We start from the raw sequence: 4,944 nt of genomic DNA on the forward strand, positions 1-4,944 counted from the left end.
GATACCCGATATTGAACCTTATAAACTCGGTTTGTGTTGTTTGCAAAAGCGGGCCGCAGAGCCTGCGATTAAGGCCCTGTTTAGTTGTTGAAAGCTGTAAATAGTAGTGAGCCAAGGTGAAAACGTGAACAGTGCTCACTCAGACTATGCTTTTACTTTTAAGTTAAACGGCCAAACACAACATAAGTTCGACCGCTTATCTAGCTAACCTCAACTCGGGTTAAGTAGCGCCTTCCACTGGCGCTATTTTTGCGCCTATCGTCGTTGGATTTCCTACCAATAGCCCACTATTGCGTACGGCTTACCGCCTTGATAACCAAAAAATTTCACTAGTGGGCGAGGTTTACGCTCTGTAACTCTGAGATAAAATGTCTATCTATTTGATATTATAAGCTTTATCGATAAATTTTGACACTCATTAACCCGAGTTGAGGTTAGTTACTGAATCAGTGCTTTTACCGGGTCTGGTGGCGGACGTAAATTTCTGCGTTCTTTATAAGTCTTAAGCTCGAGTAAAGCCTCTTCTACCGCGCGTTTAAGTTGACTGTCTATCCCTTTACTGGCGAGCTTTAAATCCTCATCTACCTCAATGTCGGGTGCTACACCTTCATTTTCGACTTCCCAATTACCTTGTAAGTTATAAAAACCGCTGCGAGGTGCGGTCATACCACCGCCATCCATAAAGTCAGGCACCCCCCATATTCCGACTAAGCCACCCCACGTTTTTTTACCCACTAATTTGCCTATCTGATGAAAGCGAAATAGATAAGGGAACATATCACCACCAGAACCTGCCATTTCGTTGATGAGCAGTATCTTCGGTCCGTCTATCAAAGCGCCTGGGCTGGTTAGTGGTCGGTCTTTATCTAAGGCGTTATTAAAATAGCCACTCAATTTGCGATTTAATACATCGATGTAATAGTCCGCAATTGAGCCACCATTGTTAAACCGTTCATCAATGATGGCACCGCTTTTGTCTGCCTGAGCGAAGAAATAGCGATTAAAATGTTCATAACCTGAGGAAGATGTATCTGGTAGCCATATGTAGGCCAACTGATTATTTGACACTTGATCAACATAGCGGCGGTTGTTTTCAAGCCATTCATAAGTTCTTAATCCGCCTTCAGAAGCGATGGGTTTAACCCATACCTCTAGCGTATTTTCTCTGCTGCCATTTATACCAATTGTAAGGCGGGTTTGTTTGTCTAATGTGCCATTAAATGCTTGATAAAAATTGGCGTTGCTTTTCAATGGTTTGCCATCCACAGCTAATATCAAATCGCCTTTATTCACCTTTTGTAAGCTATTAATAAAAGGTGCTTGGGCACTCAATTCACTATTCCACTGTTCACCGAGATATAGTTTATCAATAGCAAAATAGGAGCCATTAATGCCAACATCAATACCTAATAAACCTACCCTAGCTTGTGGTATGTCTGGCAGTTTACCATTCCAAGAAAATGAGTGTCCCACGGATGTTTCGGCGCCAATATTATCTAATAAATAGGTTAAATCTGCAGGATGATTAACATATTGAACTAAGGGGGAATAATCGTCATAGACTTTTTGCCAATTAGCCCCATGAATATTTTGTACATAAAAAAAGTCGCGCTGGTAACGCCACGCTTCAACAAATTTTTGTTGCCACTCTTTTTTAGGCTCTAACCACAGGTTTAATTTAGTCTCTAAAGCTGTCGCCTTTTCTAATTCCTCAGGATTTTCTAGCAGCTTCCACGTTGCGTTTTGTTGAACCAACATGGCCTTGCCATTGTCCGCTAAAAAATATTGGGATATATCTTTGCCGATGTCTGTGCTGTCTTGTTTTTCGAAATCATATTTTTTCAACATATGATTGTCTTCATCTTGTTTTATCAAATAATACAAGCCGTTTACAGTACTGGACAAACTGGAAATTGCTGCAGGCTTAATGGGTAGAGGTACTATGCGACGGCTTACCTCATTGATGTTTACCGTGAGGCTAGGACTGCCCTTTTCGGCGCTCTGACTTTGGTCCTGTTTATCTTCTTTTTTGTCATTAACTTCTTCATCCTCGTCAGACTGTATCAAACGAACAGGCGAATCATCATTGCTGTTTAATACCGCAGCATAGATTGCGTACTGAGGGTCTTTTTTACCCTCAATACTTAAATCTAACCAAGGCGCTTTACTGGCGTAATCGGTACTGGCGGTAAAATATAAATATTTGCCATTAACATCCCACGTAAAATCGAGATTATCAGCCATATTGTTTGAGATTAAATAAGACGTTTTAGCGCTCAGTGAATACACATAAATATTGCGTAGAAAATTAGCTTCAGTTTTAACGTAAGCTATCCACTTGTCATCTGGCGACCACTTGGCAGCTGACAACTTTTCAACGATGACAGAGGTGTCTTGGTCTATTTCGACCGGCCTTTTGGTGTTTATATTGAGCCACCATATGCGTTGCTTTTGATCACTATAGAGTAAATTTTTACCGTCATGCGACCAGCTTAGATCATAGTAAAATCCTTTTTCGGCGAGTTTTATTTCGTCTAAGCTTTTGCCAAATTGATCAGCAATTTTTATTCGATATTCACCGCTGTTGTCAGTAAACCAAGCCACTTTTTGACCGTCTCTTGACCAGGCTGCAGAGACTTCGCGACTGGCAGACTTAGACAAGTTACGAATGTCCCCATATTTGCTAGGCACACTGAAGACGTCGCCACGTGCAACAAACAATGCGCGTTTTCCATTAGGTGAAAGGGTTGCTGATTCAATTTGTTTACCGGCATCAACCCAATGAGGCTCAGCCCAAGGAAAGTCAGCGTGCAGGTTAATCTTTAGTTGACTGGTTTTGCGGTTTGTTAGACTAAATAAACGCCCCTGTTGTTCATATATGATGGTTTGACCGTCGACGCTAAAATTTTTGACATCATAGTCATCATGATGCGTAAGTTGCTCACTTTGTTTAGATTTTATATCAAGCTTAAAAATGTTTACCACGCGGTTGATATCAGACAAATAATATATACCGTCTTTAGTCCATATAGGCGCCGTGACTTTTTCGCCTTTCCATGGCAGTTTTTCTTCATCTAAGGTACTAAATGTAACAATGCGCAATGGATTATTTTGTCCACCGCGATAATGCCGCCAACCGTCATCCCAAGGCGACACTTTTTGATAAACAAAATGTTTGCTATCGGGAGACATACTGCCACTTTCAGCCCTGAGCATAGGTAAGGGGGTGGGCGTTGAGCCTTTTATGTCAACTTGCCAAAATCGAGAAATACTAGAAACGGGAGCGCTATCTCGACTTGAACTAAAAATTACTGATTGGCCGTCGGTCGACCAGCCTTTGACTATGTCATTACCTGGATGCCAGGTTAATTGTTTGGGTGATCCGCCATCAGCTGAAACTACATATACATCATAGTTTCCAGCATATTGGCTGGTAAAAGCGATCATTGCACCGTCGGGTGAAAGTTTAGGGCTGGTCGCTCGCCCTTGAAAACTGGTAATTCGTTTTGCTTGTAGACTTTTTAGGTCGGACGTCCAAATTTCTTGCCCATAAGTAAAAACAATAGTTGAGCCTTTAATATCGGGCTCTCGCAGCAGTAACGTTTCACCATGAGCAAATGTCATAGAACTGAGGATTAATATCGTTAAGATATTCATAAACGTTAAAAACAACCCTGACATTTCCCTGTACCCCTTAAATCTTTATCTCGTTGAATGACCCAACATATTATCATTATGTCCAGTATGGAGGTCTCACTATAACGCCCGTTTTAATACAATTCCAACTTCAAAGGCATTTAAAATAGATGACAGAAATAGAGTGAAATGGGGTTGAACAACTATCAGGGAAAGCACTGAACATGGCACTAGGCTTTAAGGGAAGTAGGGCGCAATCCTTTGCAAATTCAAGCGATATCCTGCTCGCTCTAAACGTCAACCTTGAGAATAATGTATAACTGTTATCGTCGATTTAGTGCAGTATTTAGGTAAAACAAGAACTTAGGCCCCAACTTTCTTAAAACACCGATAATCTAAGTTCGATGGTTAATAGAATAAGAACATCGGTGTGCTCTGACAAATGCAAATGTTCATGCCGTCAGAACAGTTTTTCTTATCTGAAGCGGGAAAAGACGCTTTTATTGATTTGGCGAGTTATTGGATAGTCATTGTTTGACTCACCGACATTTCATTGCAAACATAGTTCTTGATAAAATAGTAAATAAATTGGAAGGCAGACTTGTCAGAATGAACAGATTGATAAAATCATTTTTACCTGTTTTGGTCGGAATAGTGCTATTCCCTGTCGTGTTAATCAGCGGTTTAAACATATGGAAAACCAATAGTTACGAAGATGCTGTGGCTATTTTGCAGAGCTTGGATCAGTATCAACTGGCAGAGATACACACCATCTGCATTGACTTGATTGAGCATGCAGACCAAGCAAATACATTTATTGAAACCTCTCCCTTTGACTTTATGCCAATCGATTTTATTCGCTTGAGTCGCAGTTCATGTGAAGTATTTTTATACAAAGGCCCAGGCAAGGGTGTTGGTTATGTTGTAAATAAACAAAGTAAAACCAATACAGAATTTTATTGGTTCAATGACTTCGAAAACTGGGATCGTCATCCTATTGAGCTATCTAAGCTGAATCAGAACTAGCGCAACATTACTTTTAACCGGCAAACTTAGCATGATATTGCTTAGGCCAATCTCTATGATTGAGCACCTGACCTTGTTGGCGAATATGCCCCAGTTCTGCCAAATCTATTTCAGCACATAGCCATTGGCCTTGGTCATCACTCAGTTGGGCCAATATTCCATCTTCAGGAAACCCTCTATCCACTGGCGTATAAATACTCGCATTGCCCGTATTGCAATCAACTGCCGGTGACCATTCGGCTCTGCCAATGGTGGGGGAATGCAAAACATAACACTGGTTTT

General features: G+C 41.0%; 2 protein-coding genes and 1 pseudogene. 1 reads left to right on the plus strand and 2 read right to left on the minus strand.

Annotated elements, in window-relative coordinates; all coding sequences use genetic code 11:
* Positions 1-438: 438 nt before the first annotated feature.
* Positions 439-3,681, minus strand: coding sequence for a S41 family peptidase (locus tag NWQ57_RS05640; protein WP_306021161.1), 3,243 nt, complete (start codon positions 3,679-3,681; stop codon positions 439-441).
* 564 nt (positions 3,682-4,245) lie between these two features.
* On the opposite strand from NWQ57_RS05640, the gene NWQ57_RS05645 reads away from it, so the two are divergent.
* Positions 4,246-4,662, plus strand: coding sequence for a hypothetical protein (locus NWQ57_RS05645; protein ID WP_306021162.1), 417 nt, complete (start codon positions 4,246-4,248; stop codon positions 4,660-4,662).
* 13 nt (positions 4,663-4,675) lie between these two features.
* On the opposite strand, the pseudogene NWQ57_RS05650 reads toward NWQ57_RS05645, so the two are convergent.
* Positions 4,676-4,944 (minus strand): annotated as a pseudogene (locus tag NWQ57_RS05650) (nitrilase); the annotation flags it as partial.

The organism is Paraglaciecola sp., from assembly GCF_030730205.1.
In the GTDB taxonomy this organism is placed as follows: Bacteria; Pseudomonadota; Gammaproteobacteria; order Enterobacterales; family Alteromonadaceae; genus Paraglaciecola.

What these genes read in the sequence shown, in the direction of transcription:
- NWQ57_RS05640 (WP_306021161.1), bottom strand. Translation starts at nt 3,681, where the DNA reads ATGTCAGGGTTGTTTTTAACGTTTATGAATATCTTAACGATATTAATC.
- NWQ57_RS05645 (WP_306021162.1), top strand. Translation starts at nt 4,246, where the DNA reads ATGAACAGATTGATAAAATCATTTTTACCTGTTTTGGTCGGAATAGTG.